This window comes from Acinetobacter sp. Li1LvA2, from assembly GCF_056156705.1.
The window spans coordinates 36,499-54,132 of sequence record NZ_JBSICF010000003.1 but is presented as its reverse complement, the minus strand read 5'-3'; the positions used below and the strand labels follow the sequence as shown (position 1 = coordinate 54,132).

Below are 17,634 nucleotides of genomic sequence, written 5' to 3'. Positions count from 1 at the left end.
TCCTGTGGTTCGAGTCACTATGATTTTGTCGTTTTTACAGTTGTTTCAGTGCATTTTCGATATCTTGTATTAAATCTTGTGGATCTTCTAGTCCTATACAGAAGCGAACTAATAATCCTTGTTGTAAATGTGTATTCTCAAGTTTTCTCATCATTTTTAAATCATAAAGCATAATCAGACTAACAGGTCCTCCCCAGCTAAAACCAAGCTTAAATAACGCTAAGGCATCGCAGAAACGACGTACGGCTGTAATGTCATATTCAGGTTTGAAAATAACACTGACTAGACCAGCACTTTGATTGTCTATGCAGATTTCTTGCCAATATTGATGGCCTGGGGCGGCCTCATCACTTGGATGTAGAACTTGTGCAAATTGAGATTGGTTTTTTAGCCATTTAAGTAAAGTTTGAGCATTGGCTGATTGTTGTTCATAACGTAGAGACATATGAGCAAGACTACGTTGGACTTGAGCTGCATCATCTCCTGAAACTGCAATACCTAAAATGGCATGCGTACGGAATAGGCGGTGATGAAGTTTCTCATCACGAGTTACAATGCTACCCATTAAGATGTCACCGCCGCCACTCGGATATTTGGTGAGTGCATGCACGGTTAAATCGACTGATAGATGTTCATCAGAAAAATTAAAAGCATTAAACGCAAGCCCAGCTCCCCAAGTGTTATCTAGAGCAGTTAATACACCGTGCTTTTTAGCTTTTTTGACTAGATTTTTAAGATCAGGGAATTCTAAAGTAACTGAGCCTGCTGCCTCTAACCACAACAGTTTGCTTTTTTCAGTTGGTTGAAAGCTTGAGGCGTCAATAGGGTTGTACACTTTGACAATAACGCCATATTGATTTTGCAGATAATTTAAATGCTCAAGGTTTGGTCCATAAATGTTGTCTGGTACCCATACTTCATCATCAGTACTTAAAAATGCTGAGTTCACAACATTAATTGCTGATAAGCCACTTGGTGCAAGTAAACAATGCAATCCACCTTCAATTTGTGCAATATTGTCGCCTAAGGTGAAGGTAGTGGGGGTGCCGTGTGTCCCATAGCTATAGTCGTAGTCATCCGTCCAATGACGATCAAAAAGGTGCGAAGTTGATTTAAAAATAATAGTAGATGCACGAAATAAGGGTGGTTGTACTGTTTCAATAAATTGCGGAGCCTTTCTTTGTGCATGAATGAGGCGAGTCTGGAAGTCGTTATGCTTTTTCATAGTGCTTTGCATTTCAAATAATAAAGTTAGATTAAGAGAAATTTAGATTCTTCGCTAGATTTACGAAGTTTTATAAGGCGTTTCGTTACAGTAGGCTCATAAAATAAAAACTTGGCTTTATTTTTGCAAAGACCACTACAACATTCTAACAACAATAGGTTTAAGCGCATGAAGTCGCATTTACGTGTTCACTATTTTCAACATATCGCGGGTGAGGGATTTGGAAGCTGTTATTCATTTTTAAAAGCCCACCACGCGACAATTAGCTCTACTGAGTTTTTTGCACTTCCGGTTGATCGGTCACTTGAAATAGAAGCTTTGCCTCGAATTGATGAGGTTGATTTACTATTAGTCATGGGTGGCACCATGAGTGTAAATGATGAGGCAAATTTCCCGTGGCTAAAGATAGAAAAAAGATGGTTGCGCCGTTATTTGGCAGCGGGAAAGCCAGCTATTGGTCTTTGTTTAGGGGGGCAGTTAATTGCTAATGCGTTAGGGGCTGCGGTAAGCCGTAATCGCTATCAGGAACTTGGATGGTCAACAGTTCAGAGAGTTGCGAATCTACCTCAAGAAAGCTTCCCATTACCAGAGAAAATAAAGGTGATGCAGTGGCATAGTGAGACATTTGAAATACCTAAAGGTGCTATACACTTGGCTGAAAGTGTGGCTTGTCGTAATCAGATGTATCAGATTGGGAAAAATGTACTGGGTTTTCAGTTCCATCCAGAGATGACGCCAGCAGCTCTAGCGCTTTTACTTGAAGATGAAGAAGAGCTTTCTATTTTTGATGGAGAATATGTTCAATCTACGCGTGAATTATATTCTTCCGAAGCACAAAAATTTGAACAAGGTAATCAACTTCTAAATAAAGCGATTGAATTTGTAATAAGTGCTTAGTTTAGTTCCCAATACACGATTAAAGCAGGTTTTGTGGAGAAAATAGAAAAAGAGAATTGCATAAGACTTAAACAATCGTTATAATGAGCGACCCTCAATAGGAGGGGCATTTACTGCGAAGAAAGTGGTAAATGTGCATTACAGTCGTGGCATCGATCATGACCTTAGTGATTTTCACTGCCTTTGACACTTACCAATGGGTGAGATGCGTCAAAGGTGATTCTTTATATGTTTGGCTTGGAGTTTACTGGTATGTCTAACCAGAGAATTCGTATCCGTTTGAAGTCTTTTGATCATCGTCTGATTGATCAATCTGCTCAAGAGATCGTAGAAACCGCTAAGCGTACTGGCGCACAAGTTTGTGGTCCAATTCCGATGCCTACTCGCATCGAACGCTTCAACGTTCTTACTTCACCGCACGTTAACAAAGATGCGCGTGACCAGTACGAAATCCGCACCTACAAACGTTTGATCGATATCGTTCAACCTACAGATAAAACTGTTGATGCATTGATGAAATTAGATCTTGCGGCTGGTGTTGATGTTCAGATCGCTTTGGGTTAAGGCTTTCGGTTGATTAACTTTTAAGTTAATTAGGCCGCTTTTTTAGAGGTTTATGCACATGGCTATTGGTTTAGTCGGTCGCAAATGTGGTATGACTCGCATCTTTACAGATGCAGGTGTTTCTGTACCTGTTACAGTCATCGAAGTCGATCCAAACCGCATTACGCAAATCAAAACACTTGAAACTGATGGTTATCAAGCTGTTCAAGTAACTACTGGTGAACGTCGCGAATCTCGCGTAACTAACGCTCAGAAAGGTCACTTCGCGAAAGCTGGTGTTGCTGCTGGTCGTTTAGTTAAAGAGTTCCGTGTTACTGAAGCTGAGCTTGAAGGTCGTGAAGTTGGCGGTACTATTGGTGTTGATTTGTTCACAGTTGGTCAAGTAGTTGACGTAACTGGTCAATCAAAAGGTAAAGGTTTCCAAGGTGGTGTTAAACGTTGGAACTTCCGTACCCAAGACGCTACTCACGGTAACTCAGTTTCTCACCGTGTATTAGGTTCTACAGGTCAAAACCAAACTCCTGGTCGCGTGTTCAAAGGCAAAAAAATGGCTGGTCACTTAGGTGATGAACGCGTAACAGTACAAGGTCTTGAAATCGTATCTATTGACGCTGAACGTTCTGTTTTAGTTGTTAAAGGTGCAATTCCTGGTTCAACTGGCGGTGACGTGATTGTACGTCCTACCATCAAGGCCTGAGGGGAAATACCGTGAATTTGAAAACTGTTTCCGGCTCTGCTGTTGAATTGTCTGAAGTTGCTTTCGGACGTGAATTTAACGAAGCTCTTGTACACCAAGTTGTTACTGCTTACTTGGCAGGTGGTCGTCAAGGTACTCGTGCTCAGAAGTCACGTGCAGACGTTTCTGGCGGTGGTAAAAAACCATTCCGTCAAAAAGGTACTGGTCGTGCTCGTGCGGGTTCTACTCGTAGCCCAATCTGGGTTGGCGGTGGTAAAACTTTTGCTGCTCGTCCACAAGATTGGTCTCAAAAAGTAAACCGTAAAATGTATCGCGGTGCAATGCAATGTATCTTAGCTGAACTTGTTCGCCAAGATCGTCTTGTATTAGTTGAAGAGTTTGCTATTGCAGCTCCAAAAACTAAAGAATTGCTTGCAAAGCTTGGCGATTTAAATGCCGCTCGTGCATTGATCGTTACTGAAGCTGTAGATGAGAACTTATATCTTGCAGCACGCAACCTTCCGCATGTAGATGTGGTGGATGCTACTGCAATCGATCCTGTAAGCTTGATCGCGTTTGATAAAGTTGTGATGTCTGTAGCTGCTGCTAAGAAAATTGAGGTAGAACTCGGATGAACAACGAACGTATCTATCAAGTCCTTAAAGGACCAGTCTTCTCAGAAAAGGCACAAGTTTTAGGTGATACTGTTGGCGTTCAAGTATTTAAAGTAGATATTAATGCTACTAAACTTGAAGTTAAAAAAGCAGTTGAAAAACTTTTTGGTGTAGAAGTTGTTAAAGTTAACACTACTATTACTAAAGGTAAAACTAAGCGCTTTGGTAAAACATTAGGACGTCGTTCTGATGTTAAAAAAGCATACGTCACCCTGAAAGCTGGCCAAGATGTTGAAATGGCTGACTTGGGCGATACCGCTGAAAGCGCAGCGGAATAAGGACGAAAATTATGCCGATTCAAAAATGTAAGCCAACGTCTCCAGGACGTCGCTTTGTAGAGAAAGTGGTTCATGACCACCTTCACAAAGGCGCGCCTTACTCACCGTTGGTTGAAGCAAAAAAACGTACTGGTGGTCGTAATAATAACGGTCACATTACAACTCGTCACGTTGGTGGTGGTCATAAGCAACACTATCGTATCGTTGACTTTAAGCGTAATAAAGACAGCATCCCAGCTGTTGTAGAGCGCATTGAATACGATCCTAACCGTACAGCACATATTGCTTTGTTGAAATATGCTGATGGTGAGCGTCGTTATATCATTGCTCCTAAAGGCTTACGTGCTGGCGATAAAGTACAATCTGGTAACGATGCTCCAATTCGTCCAGGTAACTGCTTGCCACTTCGTAACATGCCTATCGGTTCTACACTTCATAACGTTGAACTTAAAATTGGTAAGGGTGCGCAATTAGCGCGTTCTGCTGGTGCTTCTGTTCAGTTATTGGGTCGTGATGGTTCTTACGCGATTGTTCGTCTTCGTTCAGGCGAAATGCGTAAAATTCATGTTGAATGCCGCGCTGTAATTGGTGAAGTTTCTAACCAAGAAAACAACCTTCGTTCATTGGGTAAAGCTGGTGCTGCGCGCTGGCGTGGTGTTCGTCCTACCGTACGTGGTATGGCGATGAACCCAGTTGATCACCCGCACGGTGGTGGTGAAGGGCGTAACAAAGGTATTCAACCTGTAAGCCCATGGGGTCAAAAAGCTAAAGGGTACAAGACACGTACCAATAAGCGTACGACTAAGATGATTATTCGCGACCGTCGCGTCAAGTAAAGGAATCTGACTAATGCCTCGTTCTCTGAAAAAAGGCCCATTCGTCGATGCGCACTTGTTCGCTAAGGTTGAAGCGGCTGTTGCTAGTAACTCTCGCAAGCCGATTAAAACTTGGTCTCGTCGTTCGATGATCCTTCCAGATTTTGTTGGTTTAACAATTTCTGTTCATAATGGTCGTAATCACGTTCCAGTAATTGTTACTGAGCATATGGTTGGTCATAAACTCGGTGAATTCGCGCCAACTCGTACCTATCGTGGTCACGGTGTTGACAAGAAGTCTAAACGTTAATAGGTGTCATGATGGAAGTAACTGCTAAATTACGCGGTGCCGCTATCTCGGCACAAAAGGCACGTTTGGTTGCAGATCTTATTCGCGGCAAATCTGTTGCGCATGCTTTGAATATCTTAAACTTCAGCAATAAAAAAGCTGCTGTTTTAGTAAAAAAAGCATTGGAATCTGCGATTGCAAACGCTGAACACAATAACAGTTTAGATGTTGACGATCTTAAAGTTTCTACGATTTACGTTGATGAAGGTGTTAGCCTTAAACGTATTATGCCACGTGCTAAAGGCCGTGCAGATCGTATTACGAAGCGTACTTGTCACATCACCGTTAAGGTAGGGGTTTGATATGGGTCAGAAGGTTCATCCAATCGGTATCCGCCTAGGTGTTGTGAAACGTCATAACGCTAACTGGTATGCGAGTCCGAAACAATACGCTGAATACTTGCTTAAAGATCTTCAAGTTCGTGAGTTTTTAACTAAAAAACTTAAGAATGCGATGATCAGCAACATTCTTATCGAACGTCCATCAGGCGCTGCTAAAGTAACAATTAGCACAGCTCGTCCTGGTATCGTAATCGGTAAAAAAGGCGAAGATATTGAGAAATTACAGCGCGAACTTACCAGCATTATGGGTGTTCCTGCGCAAGTAAGTATCAATGAAATTGATCGCCCAGACTTAGATGCGCGTTTAGTTGCTGAAGCAATCGCTTCTCAATTAGAAAAGCGTGTAATGTTCCGTCGTGCTATGAAGCGTGCGGTTCAAAACACTATGCGTGCTGGTGCTAAAGGTATCAAAGTTGAAGTGTCTGGCCGTTTAGGTGGTGCAGAGATTGCTCGTACGGAATGGTATCGTGAAGGTCGTGTACCTTTGCATACATTACGTGCAGACATTGACTATGCAACTATGCGTGCAGAAACAACTTACGGTACGATTGGTGTTAAAGTTTGGATTTTCCGTGGCGAGATTTTAGGTGGCATGAAACAAGTCATGAACCCTGCTCCTGCTGAAGATCGTCCAGCTAAACGTGGTCGTGGTCGTGGTGAAGGTCAAGAGCGTCGTGGTCGTCGCGGTGACCGTGCTGCTGACAAGGGAGAATAATCCATGTTGCAACCTAAACGTACCAAATTCCGTAAGGTGCACAAAGGCCGTAATACTGGTCTAGCGCATCGTGGTAGTACAGTATCATTTGGTTCGATTGCAATCAAAGCAACTGAACGTGGTCGTATGACTGCGCGTCAGATTGAAGCTGCACGTCGTACTATTAGCCGCCGTATTAAGCGTGGTGGTAAAATCTTTATTCGCGTATTCCCGGATAAACCAATTACTCAAAAGCCTCTTGAAGTGCGTATGGGTAAAGGTAAGGGTAGCGTGGAATACTGGGTTTGCCAGATCCAACCAGGTAAGATCCTGTACGAAATTGAAGGTGTGAACGAAGAATTAGCGCGTGAAGCATTTGCTTTAGCTGCTGCTAAACTTCCGTTTAAAACCACTATCGTGACTCGGACGGTAATGTAATGAAAACTAAAGATTTACGTGAAAAGTCGGTAGAAGAGTTGAAAGCTTTGCTTGATGAGCAACAGCTTAACCAATTCCGTCTTCGTATGGCGAAAGCAACTGGTCAGTTGGGTAAATCGCACGAAGTGCAAGTTGCTCGTAAGACAATTGCTCGTATTAAGACACTCCTTACCGAAAAACAGGGGAACGGACAATGAGTGAAAAAACAGTCCGCACGTTAACCGGCAAAGTCGTAAGTGACAAAATGGATAAATCTATTGTTGTTCTTATTGAACGCCGCGTTCAACACCCGTTGTATGGCAAGTCAATTCGCCGTTCAACTAAGTTACACGCTCATGATGAGAACAATGTCGCTAAAATTGGTGATGTTGTGACAATCAAAGAAAGCCGCCCAATTTCTAAAACTAAAGCTTGGACTTTAGTGGAAGTAGTTGAAGCAGCTGCTGAGTAATTCGACGTTCTTGTTGCATCATCGGTCAATTTCGAGTACTCTTTGAGCCTTTCGAAATTGTGACCGGTGATGCTCGGTTTTGGAGTAGGGCAATGATTCAAACCGAAACTATGCTCGACGTAGCAGACAACAGTGGTGCTCGCCGCGTACAATGTATTAAAGTACTTGGTGGTTCACATCGTCGTTATGCTTCTGTTGGCGACATTATTAAAGTTACTGTAAAAGAAGCAATCCCACGCGCACGTGTTAAAAAAGGTGACGTGATGAATGCGGTTGTAGTTCGTACTAAATTCGGCATTCGTCGTCCAGATGGTTCTGTGATCCGTTTTGATGATAATGCTGCAGTTATCCTGAACAACAACAAAGCTCCGATTGCTACTCGTATCTTCGGACCAGTGACTCGTGAACTTCGTACTGAACAGTTCATGAAAATCATTTCATTGGCTCCTGAAGTTCTATAAGAGGCAATCATGGCTAAGATTAAAAAAGGCGATCAAGTTATCGTGATCGCAGGTAAAGAAAAAGGCAAACAGGGTACTGTATTGTCTGTTTCTGAAGACCGCGTTAAGGTTGAAGGCCTTAACTTAGTGAAGAAGCATCAAAAGCCGAATCGTGTAACTGGCGCTGAAGGCGGTATCGTTACTCAAGAAGCTTCGCTTCATATTTCAAACGTGGCAATTTTAAATGCTACAACCCAGAAGGCTGACCGTGTTGGTTACCAAGTGATTGATGGCGTGAAAACTCGCGTTTATAAATCAAATGGTGAATCAGTGGCGGTAGCGAAGTAATAGGTTGAAAAGGCAATGGCCAGACTTAAAGCACGTTACAATGATGAACTTAAAGCAAAGTTAAAAGAAGAACTTAGCATTAAGAACGTGATGGAAATTCCACGCATCACAAAAATTACCCTAAACATGGGTGTAGGCGCAGCTGCAACTGATAAGAAATTATTAGATGGCGCTGTAGTCGACATGCAGTTAATTGCTGGTCAAAAACCAGTAATTACACTTGCTCGCAAATCTATCGCTGGTTTTAAAATCCGTGACGGTTGGCCGATTGGTTGTAAAGTTACTTTACGTGGCGACCAAATGTACGAATTCTTGGACCGTTTGATCTCAATCGCAATCCCTCGTATCCGTGACTTCCGTGGTTTCTCTTCGAAATCATTTGATGGTCGTGGTAACTACTCAATGGGTTTGAAAGAGCAAATCGTTTTCCCTGAAATCGATTTCGATAAGATTGATCGTATTCGTGGTATGGATATTACTATTACTACGACTGCTCGCACCGATGACGAAGGCCGTGCGCTTATGCGTGCATTCGGCTTCCCGTTCAAATAAGAGGTCGATATGGCTAAGAAAGGTATGGTTAATCGCGAATTGAAACGCGAAAAAACAGTTGCTAAATACGCTGCAAAACGTGCTGAATTAAAAGCTACGATTGCAAACGTAAATGCAAGTGAAGAAGAACGTTTCGAAGCGATGTTAAAGTTACAAGCGTTGCCACGTAATGCATCTCCGGTACGTCTTCGTAACCGTTGTGGTTTAACTGGTCGTCCTCATGGTTACTTCCGTAAGTTCGGTTTAAGCCGTAACAAATTACGTGACACAGTAATGCAGGGTGATGTACCAGGCGTTGTTAAGGCAAGCTGGTAAGGAGCGACTAAATGAGTATGCAAGATACCGTTGCCGACATGCTAACACGTGTTCGTAACGCACAAATGGCTAAGAAACAAACTGTTTCTATGCCTTCTTCTAAGTTGAAAGTTGCAATTGCAAACGTACTTCAACAAGAAGGTTATGTTTCAAACGTAGAAGTTGCTCAAGAAGAGACAAAATCTACTTTGACAATTACTTTAAAATATTTCGAAGGCAAACCAGTTATCGAAATGGTTAAGCGCGTAAGCCGTCCAGGTCTTCGCCAATACCGTGGTAAAGATAAACTTCCAAGCGTTAAGCAAGGTTTAGGTATTGCAATTGTTTCTACAAGCAAAGGCATCATGACTGATCGCGCTGCACGTGCTGCGGGCGTTGGTGGTGAAGTTATTGCTTTTGTTTCTTAATAGGTGATTCCTCATGTCTCGTGTGGCTAAAGCCCCAGTAACTGTACCGAATGGTGTAACAGTTACTCAGAACGGCCGGCAGGTCGAAGTGAAAGGCAGCAAAGGTACGTTGTCTTTCAACCTGCATGCGCTGGTCGAGCTAAAACAGGAAGAAGGTAAACTTCAACTTGCTCCAGTTAAAGAATCGAAAGATGCTTGGATGCAAGCTGGTACTGCTCGCGCTGTATTGAATAACCTTGTAAAAGGGGTTAGTGAAGGCTTCGAACGTAAGTTGCAGCTAGTTGGTGTTGGTTATAAAGCTGCGGTTAAGGGTACTGTTGTAAACCTTAACCTTGGTTACTCACACCCAATTGACTACGCTTTACCTGAAAGTGTAACAGCGGAAACTCCAACTGCAACTGAAATCATTTTGAAATCAGCAAACAAGCAGTTGTTAGGTCAAGTAGCGGCAGAAATCCGTGCGTATCGTGCTCCTGAACCATATAAAGGTAAAGGTGTTCGTTATTCGGATGAAGTCATTCTTCGTAAAGAAGCTAAGAAGAAATAAGGCGCGAGGTTCTTATGAACGAAAAGAAACAAACCCGTTTGCGTCGTGCGAAAAGCACACGCTTGCACATCCGTGCATTGGGTGCGACTCGTTTGTGTGTAAACCGCACTCCGCGTCACATCTATGCTCAAGTTATTTCAGCAGATGGTGGCAAAGTTTTAGCGCAAGCTTCAACTTTGGATGCATCTTTACGTAGCGGTACGACAGGTAATGTAGATGCTGCTACTAAAGTAGGTGCTTTAATCGCAGAGCGCGCGAAAGCAGCTGGTGTAACTAAAGTTGCATTTGACCGTTCTGGTTTTAAATATCATGGTCGTATCAAAGCCTTGGCTGATGCTGCTCGTGAAAACGGCTTGGAGTTCTAATCATGGCTAAAGTTGAACAAAACGAAGGTCTTGTTGAAAAGCTGGTTGCCGTTGATCGTGTAGCCAAAGTTGTTAAGGGCGGTCGTATCTTCTCTTTCACAGCATTAACTGTTGTGGGTGATGGTAATGGTCGTGTTGGTTTTGGTCGTGGTAAAGCACGTGAAGTTCCAGCTGCTATTTCTAAAGCACTTGAAGCTGCACGTCGCAACATGATTACTGTAGACCTTGCAGGTACTACTTTACAACACCCTGTGAATGCTCGTCATGGTGCAAGCCGTGTATACATGCAACCTGCTTCTGAAGGTACTGGCGTAATCGCTGGTGGCGCAATGCGTGCCGTTCTAGAAGCTGCGGGCGTGCATAACGTACTTGCTAAATGTTATGGTTCTACTAATGCTGCAAACGTAGTAAACGCAACTTTCAAAGGTTTGCGTGATATGACTTCTCCTGAGAAAGTCGCTGCGAAACGTGGTAAATCAGTAGCAGAAATTCAAGGGTAATCAATCATGAAAACGATTAAAGTTACCCAGACTAAATCTTCTTCACATCGCTTGAAAAATCACAAGCTTTGCTTACAAGGTTTAGGTCTGCGTCGTATTGGTCATACTGTAGAAGTGCAAGATACGCCTTCTAACCGCGGTATGATCAACAAAGTCTACTATATGGTTAGTGTAGAGGAATAAGCCATGACTCTGCGTTTAAATGAGCTTGCGCCTGCGGAAGGTGCAAAACGTGAAAACCGTCGTTTAGGCCGTGGTATCGGTTCTGGCGTTGGTAAGACTGGTGGCCGTGGTGTCAAAGGTCAAAAATCACGTAAAAGTGGTGGCGTTCGTCCAGGCTTTGAAGGCGGTCAAACAGCGATTTATCGTCGTTTACCTAAATTCGGTTTCACTAGCCAAATCGCTTTAAAAACTGCTGAAGTACGTTTATCTGAGTTAAGCAAAGTTGAAGGCGACATCGTTAGCCTAGAAACTTTGAAAGCTGCGAATGTTGTTCGTCGTGACCAAGTTCGTGCTCGTATCGTACTTTCTGGTGAAATCACTCGTGCATTCACTGTTCAAGGTGTTGCATTGACTAAAGGCGCTAAAGCTGCAATTGAAGCAGCTGGCGGCAAAGTCGAGGAGTAATCTCGAGTGTCTATGTCTCCTAGTTCTTCAGGTCATGTCAACATGATGAAAGGTCAGCCATTTCACGTGAAATATCGTGAAATTATTCGCCGGATGAGTTTTCTAATCGGTGCATTGCTGGTCTTTCGACTAGGAGCGCATATTCCAGTACCAGGCATTAATAATGCTGCGTTAGAAAATTTATTTCATGCGAACCAAGGAACTATTCTTGGGCTATTCAATATGTTTTCTGGCGGTGCTTTAGAGCGAATGTCTATTCTTGCTTTAGGAATTATGCCTTACATTTCTGCCTCAATTATTGTGCAGTTAATGTCTACGGTAATTCCTTCACTAGAAGCCTTGAAAAAGGAAGGTGAGCAAGGTAAGCGTAAAATTAATCAATATACGCGTCAGGGTACATTATTGCTTGCAGTGGTTCAGGCAGTTGGTATGTGTGCAGGTTTGATTGGTCAGGGTATTACTCTGTCAGTTGGTCTTGAGTTTTATATACCAGCAGTTACTTCACTTGTCGCTGGAACTATGTTCTTAATGTGGCTAGGTGAACAAATCACTGAAAGAGGTATTGGTAACGGTATCTCAATGATTATTTTTGCTGGTATTGTTTCTGGTTTGCCTAAATTAATTATGCAATCAGTTTCATCAGTAGATAATGGTCAGACAAGCTTAATTGGTCTTGTGATCTTTGGTCTTTTGTCTGTAGGTGTGCTGGCTGCCATTGTGTTTATTGAAAAAGCACAACGTCGTATTCCAGTGAATTATGCACAAAAGCAACAAGGTCGTCGTATATTTACAGCACAGCAGACACATTTACCATTAAAAATTAATATGGCTGGTGTGATTCCTGCGATTTTTGCAAGTTCTTTACTATTGTTCCCAGCGAGTCTTGGTCAATGGGTGGGAAGTGCAGATGCAAATGCTGGATTAATTAAGCGTAGCTTACAAGATTTAGCTTTAGTATTGTCGCCTGGACAGCCTTTGTATTTGGTGCTCTTTGGTGCGTTAATTATCTTTTTCTGTTACTTTTATACGGCTTTAGTATTTAGCCCTAAGGAAGTATCAGAAAATCTAAAACGCAGCGGAGCTTATGTGCCTGGTATTCGCCCAGGTGAGCAAACTGCTCGTTACTTAGATCATATTCTTAATCGTTTGACGTTTATTGGTGCGATTTATATTACGGTCATTTGTTTAATGCCAATGATTCTACAAAGTTCTTTTGGTATCCCATTCTCTTTGGGTGGTACATCATTACTAATCGTAGTTGTCGTTGTTATGGACTTTATGGCTCAGCTACAAGCGCACTTAACATCTCATCAATATGATAATCAAACATTAATGAGAAAAACGACTGCTCATCCTAAGGGATAAGCGCACTTAGAGGTTTCATCATGAAAGTACAAGCTTCTGTAAAGAAAATTTGTGGTAGCTGTAAAGTTATCCGTCGTAATGGGGTTATTCGCGTAATTTGTAGCGCAGAACCTCGTCATAAGCAGCGTCAAGGTTAATCTAATCAAGACCTGTTGATTTCAGTAGGCGAATTGGGTTAATATCCGCCCCTCAAGATTTTGTGGGGCGGTTGATTATCTCTACTGCCTTTTTGGAGAAAGTGAATGGCTCGTATTGCCGGTGTAAACATTCCGGATAACAAGCATGCTGTTATCTCCCTCACTTACATCTTTGGTGTCGGTCGCCATACTGCTAAGAATATCTTAGCTACAGTTGGTATTACTGAAACTACTAAGATCCGTGAGTTGGACGATGCTCAGCTTGATGCGATTCGTGCAGAAGTTGCTAAGGTTCCTACCGAAGGTGACTTACGTCGCGAAATTTCCATGAACATTAAACGTTTAATGGATTTGGGTTGCTATCGCGGCCTTCGCCATCGTCGCAGCTTGCCTGTCCGTGGTCAACGCACCAAAACTAACGCACGTACCCGTAAAGGTCCGCGCAAACCGATTAAAAAGTAAGATTTCTGGAAGCTAAAAGATGGCTAAAGATACTCGCACACGCAAGAAGGTCACTCGTACCGTCTCTGAAGGTGTTGCACACATTCACGCGTCTTTTAATAACACCATTGTTACGATTACTGATCGTCAAGGTAATGCATTGGCTTGGGCCACCTCTGGTGGACAAGGCTTCCGTGGTTCACGTAAATCAACTCCGTTTGCTGCTCAGGTAGCTGCTGAAGTTGCTGGTAAAGCAGCTTTGGATTACGGTTTGAAAAATCTGGATGTCCTTGTAAAAGGTCCTGGTCCAGGTCGTGAGTCTGCGGTTCGTGCATTAGGCGCAGTGGGTTATAAAATTAACAGCATTACCGATGTGACGCCAATTCCTCACAACGGTTGCCGTCCACCTAAAAAACGTCGCGTGTAAGGAGAAACATTCATGGCTCGTTATATTGGTCCAAAATGCAAACTCTCTCGCCGCGAAGGGACAGACCTGCAACTTAAATCTGGCGTTAAACCTTTTGACGTCAAAACTAAAAAAGCTAACAAAGCACCTGGTCAACATGGTCAGGCACGCGGTGGTAAGCAATCTGAGTATTCACTACAATTACGTGAAAAACAAAAAGTCCGTCGTATTTACGGTGTGTTAGAACGTCAATTTAGTAACTACTATAAAGAAGCAGCTCGTGTTAAAGGCGCAACAGGTGAGAACTTGTTGAAATTGCTTGAAAGCCGTCTTGATAACGTTGTTTATCGCATGGGTTTTGGTTCTACACGTGCAGAAGCTCGTCAGTTAGTAAGTCACCGTAGCATTACTTTGAATGGTCGTCGTGTAAACATCGCATCTATTCAAGTTAAAGCTGGTGATGTAATTGCGGTTCACGAAGGTGCTAAACAACAATTGCGTATTAAAAACGCGATTGAGTTAGCTGCACAACGTGGTATTCCAGCTTGGATGGATGTTGATCATTCTAAGCTTGAAGGTACGTTTAAAGCTGCACCAGATCGTGCTGATTTACCTGCTGAAATCAATGAAAGCTTGATTGTAGAATTGTATTCTAAATAATCCTTGAGGTAGCAATAATGACGCGTACTGCAAACGAGTTTCTAACTCCGCAAGCGATCAAGGTCGAAGCGGTTAGCGGGACCTCGGCAAAAGTGATTCTAGAACCTTTAGAGCGTGGTTTTGGCCATACTCTAGGTAATGCTTTACGTCGCATTCTATTGTCTTCTTTACCTGGCGCTGCTGTGGTTGAAGTGGAGATAGAAGGTGTCGAGCACGAGTACAGTACTTTAGAAGGCTTGCAGCAGGACATCGTCGAGCTCTTGCTGAACCTAAAAGGATTGTCTATTAAGCTGTTCGATCAAAATGAAGCATATTTAACATTAGAGAAACAAGGTCCTGGCGAAATTACTGCTGCTGACCTTCGTTTACCTCATAATGTTGAAGTGGTTAACCCAGAACATTTGATCGGTACTTTGAGTGCTTCAGGCTCACTAAAAATGCGCTTGAAGGTTGCTCAAGGTCGTGGTTATGAAACATCTGATTCTCGTTTCCCTGAAGGTGAAACACGTCCTGTTGGTCGTTTGCAATTAGATGCTTCTTATAGCCCGATTAAGCGTGTTTCTTACACCGTTGAAAATGCGCGTGTAGAACAACGTACCGATTTAGATAAACTGGTAATCGACCTCGAGACAAATGGAACGGTTGATCCTGAAGAAGCAATCCGCAAAGCGGCAACAATCTTGCAACAACAAATTGCAATTTTTGTTGATCTTCAGAAAGACCAAACTCCAGTTGCTCAAGAGCCTCGTGAAGAAGTTGACCCAATCTTGCTTCGCCCAGTAGATGATCTAGAGCTTACTGTTCGTTCTGCTAACTGTTTGAAAGCAGAAAATATTTACTACATTGGTGATCTTGTTCAACGTACTGAAGTTGAGTTGTTAAAAACTCCTAACCTTGGTAAAAAATCGTTAACAGAGATCAAAGATGTTTTGGCATCGAAAGGCTTACAACTCGGTATGCGTCTTGAAAACTGGCCACCAGCTAGTCTTCGTATGGACGACCGTTTTGCCTATCGTAGCCGTTAATTAAGTAGGACTATCACCATGCGTCATCGTAATAGTGGTGTGAAATTAGGCCGTACAAGCAGCCATCGTAAAGCGATGTTCCAAAACTTGGCTAATTCTTTATTTGAACACGAGTTGATCAAAACAACTGTTCCTAAAGCTAAAGAATTACGTCGTGTTGCTGAGCCTTTAATCACTCTAGCAAAAAACGATACTGTAGCAAATCGTCGTTTAGCATTTGCTCGTACTCGTAATGCTGCAACTGTAGGTAAATTATTTACCGTACTCGGCCCTCGTTACAAAGAACGTAACGGCGGTTATCTACGTGTTCTTAAAGCGGGCTTCCGTGCTGGTGATGCAGCACCGATGGCTTACGTTGAGCTAGTAGATCGTGAAGTGAATACTTCAGCTGAATAATTGATTTTATTCAAAAAAGACCGGTTTTATACCGGTCTTTTTTATTTTTATTAATTAATAAAATTATAAAAATGTCCTCAAGTGACATAAAAAAACGGATAAATGGTCAAACTTGACATTGTGTATTGTCAAAATTGTGCTTTAATAAACTTATATTCTCAACAATGGGTATAAAAATAAAATGGAAAAGCAAGTTGATATTTTAATCATTGGCGCAGGTATCTCAGGAATTGGAGTTGCTGCCCATTTATCAAAAAATTCTCCACAACGCCAATTTGAAATTTTAGAGCGTCGTGAATCTTTTGGTGGAACATGGGATCTTTTCCGTTATCCTGGTATTCGCTCAGACTCAGATATGTCCACATTTGGTTTTAATTTTAAGCCGTGGTGTAAAGCGAATGTATTAGCTGATGGTGCTTCTATTAAAGGATATCTAGGTGAAGTTATTGATGAATATAAATTAAAAGAAAAAATTCACTTTGGTCATCGTGTACTTTCTGCTAATTATGATTCTGAATCAAAGAAATGGCAGGTTGTAATTGAAGATGGCAAGAAAAAACAACAGACTTGGATTGCTAATTTTGTTGTTGGGTGTACTGGTTACTATAACTATGATCAAGGATATGCGCCTTCTTTCCCAAATCAAGAAGCATTTAAAGGGCAACTCATTCATCCGCAGCATTGGCCTGAAAATTTAGATTACACAGGTAAAAAGGTCGTTATTATTGGTAGTGGCGCAACAGCGATTACTTTAGTACCGGCAATGGCGAAAGGTGGGGCTGGTCATGTAACGATGTTGCAGCGTTCACCAACGTATATTGCTAGTGTGCCTTCTATCGACTTCATTTATGAAAAAACGCGTAAATTTATGTCTGAAGAAGCGGCGTATAAATTTACCCGTGCACGTAATATTGGTATGCAACGCGCTATTTATGCATTGTCTCAGAAGCATCCAAAGACTGTACGTCGTTTACTCTTAAAAGCAATTGAAGTGCAGTTAAAGGGTAAAGTTGATATGAAGCATTTTACACCTTCATACAATCCTTGGGATCAACGTCTATGTGTTGTACCTGATGGTGACTTATTTAAGATTTTGCGTGAAGGTAAAGCGAGTGTAGAAACAGATCAAGTTGAGAAATTTACTGAAAAAGGTATTTTACTTAAATCAGGTAAGCATCTTGATGCGGATATTGTAATTTCTGCAACTGGTTTACAAGTTCAAATTATGGGTGGGGTTCAGGCTACTATCGATGGCAAAGCTCTTAATTCATCTGAACATATGCTTTACAACGGTGTTATGTTGAGTGATGTACCAAATATGGCCATGATTATTGGTTATGTAAATGCATCATGGACGCTTAAGGTTGATATCGCTGCAGAATATATTTGTCGCTTGTTAAACTATATGGACAAAAATAGTTATGATGAAGTGGTTCCGTCTGGTGATAAAACTGAAATGGAAGAAGATACTGTAATGGGTAAATTGTCTTCAGGTTATATCAGTCGTGCAGCACATGAACTTCCAAAACAAGGTAAGCATGCTCCATGGCAAGTCACTAATAACTATTTAGAAGATAGAAAGTCGCTAAAAAATTCAAAATTTGAAGATGGTGTTCTACATTTTCATAAACGTTTAGAAACGAATGAGCGTAAGCCAAAACTAGTATCTTAATAGATATTAAATAAATAAAAGGGGCGTAA

General features: G+C 42.0%; 30 protein-coding genes and 1 pseudogene. 30 read left to right on the top strand and 1 reads right to left on the bottom strand.

Annotation, left to right across the window (positions count from 1 at the left end; all coding sequences use genetic code 11):
- Positions 1–34 precede the first annotated feature (34 nt).
- Positions 35–1,225 carry a PLP-dependent transferase gene (locus tag ACS604_RS07550; protein ID WP_004789635.1) on the bottom strand — a complete coding sequence of 397 codons (1,191 nt, stop codon included), beginning with the start codon at positions 1,223–1,225 and terminating at the stop codon, positions 35–37.
- A 168-nt stretch (positions 1,226–1,393) separates the two neighbouring features.
- Between ACS604_RS07550 and ACS604_RS07545 the strand changes: the two genes are divergently transcribed.
- The 30 genes and pseudogenes from ACS604_RS07545 to ACS604_RS07400 all read left to right on the top strand — a co-directional run bounded on the left by ACS604_RS07545 (position 1,394) and on the right by ACS604_RS07400 (position 17,605).
- On the top strand, positions 1,394–2,122 hold the full coding sequence (locus tag ACS604_RS07545) for a type 1 glutamine amidotransferase (RefSeq protein ID WP_474771104.1): 729 nt from the start codon (positions 1,394–1,396) through the stop codon (positions 2,120–2,122).
- Between the two features lie 252 nt (positions 2,123–2,374).
- Positions 2,375–2,686 carry a 30S ribosomal protein S10 gene (gene rpsJ / locus ACS604_RS07540; RefSeq protein ID WP_000070912.1) on the top strand — a complete coding sequence of 104 codons (312 nt, stop codon included), beginning with the start codon at positions 2,375–2,377 and terminating at the stop codon, positions 2,684–2,686.
- Between the two features lie 58 nt (positions 2,687–2,744).
- Positions 2,745–3,383, top strand: a complete 639-nt coding sequence (gene rplC / locus ACS604_RS07535) for a 50S ribosomal protein L3 (RefSeq protein ID WP_004639526.1) — start codon at positions 2,745–2,747, stop codon at positions 3,381–3,383.
- A gap of 11 nt (positions 3,384–3,394) precedes the next feature.
- A complete protein-coding gene (gene rplD, locus ACS604_RS07530; RefSeq protein ID WP_003653663.1) occupies positions 3,395–3,997 on the top strand; it encodes a 50S ribosomal protein L4 in 603 nt (200 codons plus the stop codon).
- Entirely contained in the window at positions 3,994–4,314 is a 321-nt protein-coding gene (rplW, locus tag ACS604_RS07525) for a 50S ribosomal protein L23 (RefSeq protein WP_003653662.1), read from the top strand. Before rplD ends, rplW begins: the two co-directional genes overlap by 4 nt.
- Before the next feature lie 11 nt (positions 4,315–4,325).
- Entirely contained in the window at positions 4,326–5,150 is an 825-nt protein-coding gene (gene rplB, locus ACS604_RS07520; protein WP_004789629.1) for a 50S ribosomal protein L2, read from the top strand.
- Between the two features lie 13 nt (positions 5,151–5,163).
- On the top strand, positions 5,164–5,439 hold the full coding sequence (gene rpsS, locus ACS604_RS07515; RefSeq protein WP_001138119.1) for a 30S ribosomal protein S19: 276 nt from the start codon (positions 5,164–5,166) through the stop codon (positions 5,437–5,439).
- Between the two features lie 11 nt (positions 5,440–5,450).
- Positions 5,451–5,780, top strand: a complete 330-nt coding sequence (gene rplV, locus ACS604_RS07510; RefSeq protein ID WP_004639524.1) for a 50S ribosomal protein L22 — start codon at positions 5,451–5,453, stop codon at positions 5,778–5,780.
- A 1-nt stretch (position 5,781) separates the two neighbouring features.
- Positions 5,782–6,598: pseudogene (gene rpsC, locus ACS604_RS07505) on the top strand (30S ribosomal protein S3).
- Positions 6,538–6,951: a 50S ribosomal protein L16 gene (rplP, locus tag ACS604_RS07500; RefSeq protein WP_002049688.1), complete on the top strand. Its 414-nt coding sequence runs from the start codon at positions 6,538–6,540 to the stop codon at positions 6,949–6,951. The pseudogene rpsC and the gene rplP overlap by 61 nt, the downstream one beginning before the upstream one ends.
- A complete protein-coding gene (rpmC, locus tag ACS604_RS07495; RefSeq protein WP_000849928.1) occupies positions 6,951–7,148 on the top strand; it encodes a 50S ribosomal protein L29 in 198 nt (65 codons plus the stop codon). Before rplP ends, rpmC begins: the two co-directional genes overlap by 1 nt.
- On the top strand, positions 7,145–7,402 hold the full coding sequence (gene rpsQ, locus ACS604_RS07490) for a 30S ribosomal protein S17 (RefSeq protein WP_001291845.1): 258 nt from the start codon (positions 7,145–7,147) through the stop codon (positions 7,400–7,402). Before rpmC ends, rpsQ begins: the two co-directional genes overlap by 4 nt.
- Positions 7,403–7,494: 92 nt before the next feature.
- Entirely contained in the window at positions 7,495–7,863 is a 369-nt protein-coding gene (gene rplN / locus ACS604_RS07485; protein WP_001982634.1) for a 50S ribosomal protein L14, read from the top strand.
- A 9-nt stretch (positions 7,864–7,872) separates the two neighbouring features.
- Complete coding sequence (gene rplX, locus ACS604_RS07480) at positions 7,873–8,190, top strand: 50S ribosomal protein L24 (protein WP_002116820.1); 318 nt, start codon at positions 7,873–7,875, stop codon at positions 8,188–8,190.
- 15 nt (positions 8,191–8,205) lie between these two features.
- A complete protein-coding gene (gene rplE, locus ACS604_RS07475; protein ID WP_004789621.1) occupies positions 8,206–8,742 on the top strand; it encodes a 50S ribosomal protein L5 in 537 nt (178 codons plus the stop codon).
- A gap of 9 nt (positions 8,743–8,751) precedes the next feature.
- The gene (rpsN, locus tag ACS604_RS07470; RefSeq protein WP_004789619.1) at positions 8,752–9,057 is read left to right on the top strand and encodes a 30S ribosomal protein S14; all 306 of its coding nucleotides are present in this window, start codon (positions 8,752–8,754) and stop codon (positions 9,055–9,057) included.
- Positions 9,058–9,068: 11 nt separating this feature from the next.
- A complete protein-coding gene (gene rpsH / locus ACS604_RS07465; protein WP_004789617.1) occupies positions 9,069–9,464 on the top strand; it encodes a 30S ribosomal protein S8 in 396 nt (131 codons plus the stop codon).
- A 13-nt stretch (positions 9,465–9,477) separates the two neighbouring features.
- Entirely contained in the window at positions 9,478–10,011 is a 534-nt protein-coding gene (gene rplF, locus ACS604_RS07460; protein ID WP_005301272.1) for a 50S ribosomal protein L6, read from the top strand.
- Between the two features lie 14 nt (positions 10,012–10,025).
- Positions 10,026–10,376: a 50S ribosomal protein L18 gene (rplR, locus tag ACS604_RS07455; RefSeq protein WP_003653654.1), complete on the top strand. Its 351-nt coding sequence runs from the start codon at positions 10,026–10,028 to the stop codon at positions 10,374–10,376.
- A gap of 2 nt (positions 10,377–10,378) precedes the next feature.
- Positions 10,379–10,876 carry a 30S ribosomal protein S5 gene (rpsE, locus tag ACS604_RS07450; protein ID WP_003653653.1) on the top strand — a complete coding sequence of 166 codons (498 nt, stop codon included), beginning with the start codon at positions 10,379–10,381 and terminating at the stop codon, positions 10,874–10,876.
- Between the two features lie 6 nt (positions 10,877–10,882).
- Positions 10,883–11,059 carry a 50S ribosomal protein L30 gene (gene rpmD / locus ACS604_RS07445; RefSeq protein ID WP_000849088.1) on the top strand — a complete coding sequence of 59 codons (177 nt, stop codon included), beginning with the start codon at positions 10,883–10,885 and terminating at the stop codon, positions 11,057–11,059.
- Between the two features lie 3 nt (positions 11,060–11,062).
- Positions 11,063–11,503 (top strand): 50S ribosomal protein L15, encoded by a 441-nt coding sequence (rplO, locus tag ACS604_RS07440; RefSeq protein WP_004789613.1) that lies wholly within the window; start codon positions 11,063–11,065, stop codon positions 11,501–11,503.
- 45 nt (positions 11,504–11,548) lie between these two features.
- Positions 11,549–12,868: a preprotein translocase subunit SecY gene (secY, locus tag ACS604_RS07435; RefSeq protein WP_171056864.1), complete on the top strand. Its 1,320-nt coding sequence runs from the start codon at positions 11,549–11,551 to the stop codon at positions 12,866–12,868.
- Between the two features lie 20 nt (positions 12,869–12,888).
- Positions 12,889–13,005, top strand: a complete 117-nt coding sequence (rpmJ, locus tag ACS604_RS07430) for a 50S ribosomal protein L36 (RefSeq protein WP_000867907.1) — start codon at positions 12,889–12,891, stop codon at positions 13,003–13,005.
- 105 nt (positions 13,006–13,110) lie between these two features.
- Positions 13,111–13,467 (top strand): 30S ribosomal protein S13, encoded by a 357-nt coding sequence (rpsM, locus tag ACS604_RS07425; RefSeq protein ID WP_004789609.1) that lies wholly within the window; start codon positions 13,111–13,113, stop codon positions 13,465–13,467.
- Positions 13,468–13,486: 19 nt separating this feature from the next.
- Complete coding sequence (gene rpsK, locus ACS604_RS07420; protein ID WP_001040166.1) at positions 13,487–13,873, top strand: 30S ribosomal protein S11; 387 nt, start codon at positions 13,487–13,489, stop codon at positions 13,871–13,873.
- Between the two features lie 12 nt (positions 13,874–13,885).
- Entirely contained in the window at positions 13,886–14,512 is a 627-nt protein-coding gene (rpsD, locus tag ACS604_RS07415; RefSeq protein ID WP_003653643.1) for a 30S ribosomal protein S4, read from the top strand.
- 17 nt (positions 14,513–14,529) lie between these two features.
- Positions 14,530–15,537: a DNA-directed RNA polymerase subunit alpha gene (locus ACS604_RS07410; RefSeq protein ID WP_003653641.1), complete on the top strand. Its 1,008-nt coding sequence runs from the start codon at positions 14,530–14,532 to the stop codon at positions 15,535–15,537.
- An 18-nt stretch (positions 15,538–15,555) separates the two neighbouring features.
- Complete coding sequence (gene rplQ / locus ACS604_RS07405) at positions 15,556–15,933, top strand: 50S ribosomal protein L17 (RefSeq protein ID WP_002049717.1); 378 nt, start codon at positions 15,556–15,558, stop codon at positions 15,931–15,933.
- 181 nt (positions 15,934–16,114) lie between these two features.
- Positions 16,115–17,605 (top strand): flavin-containing monooxygenase, encoded by a 1,491-nt coding sequence (locus tag ACS604_RS07400; protein WP_474771027.1) that lies wholly within the window; start codon positions 16,115–16,117, stop codon positions 17,603–17,605.
- Positions 17,606–17,634: the final 29 nt, after the last annotated feature.